Source organism: Acinetobacter sp. V2, assembly GCF_001188385.1.
In the GTDB taxonomy this organism is placed as follows: Bacteria; Pseudomonadota; Gammaproteobacteria; order Pseudomonadales; family Moraxellaceae; genus Acinetobacter; species Acinetobacter oleivorans.
The window spans coordinates 1-582 of record NZ_JZFB01000008.1 but is presented as its reverse complement, the minus strand read 5'-3'; the positions used below and the strand labels follow the sequence as shown (position 1 = coordinate 582).

At 45.9% G+C, this 582-nt stretch carries 3 tRNA genes; all 3 read left to right on the top strand.

The features are described from left to right. The first annotated feature begins 100 nt into the window (after positions 1-100). The 3 genes from UC75_RS16980 to UC75_RS16970 all read left to right on the top strand — a co-directional run bounded on the left by UC75_RS16980 (position 101) and on the right by UC75_RS16970 (position 385). Positions 101-184, top strand: a tRNA-Tyr gene (locus UC75_RS16980). A 37-nt stretch (positions 185-221) separates the two neighbouring features. After that, positions 222-297 (top strand) — tRNA-Gly (locus UC75_RS16975). Positions 298-310: 13 nt separating this feature from the next. Then, positions 311-385, top strand: a tRNA-Thr gene (locus UC75_RS16970). Positions 386-582: the final 197 nt, after the last annotated feature.

The following is a 582-nucleotide window of genomic DNA, read 5'->3' as shown; positions in this document are numbered from 1 at the left end:
TGACTTGTAATCAGTAGGTCCACAGTTCGAATCCGTGTGCCGGCACCACTTAAAGTGTGAGGTTGTTAAGTGTAGGATAACACTGAAATAAGTGTGATATGGTGAGATTCCCGAGCGGTCAAAGGGGGCGGACTGTAACTCCGCTACGAAAGTTTCGAAGGTTCGAATCCTTCTCTCACCACCATTAACTTCGATTGAAGTGCTAAGTATACCAGCATCGTGCGGGAGTAGCTCAGTTGGTAGAGCGGCAGCCTTCCAAGCTGCATGTCGCGAGTTCGACCCTCGTCTCCCGCTCCATCGAAGGATAATCGCTCTTATAGCTCAGTGGTAGAGCACTCCCTTGGTAAGGGAGAGGTCTCGAGTTCAAATCTCGATAAGAGCTCCAGATACAGTTTAGTAGATTTTCTACAAAGATTTAAAAAGCAGGCTTATTAGTCTGCTTTTCAAGTATTGGGTGTTTGATTTTTTAGGCGATATGTCGATGCTGAGTCTTGCTCAGAATTGTGTTCGACGTAAACGAGGACTATAAACATGGCTAAGGCTAAGTTTGAACGTAATAAGCCACACGTAAACGTGGGCACA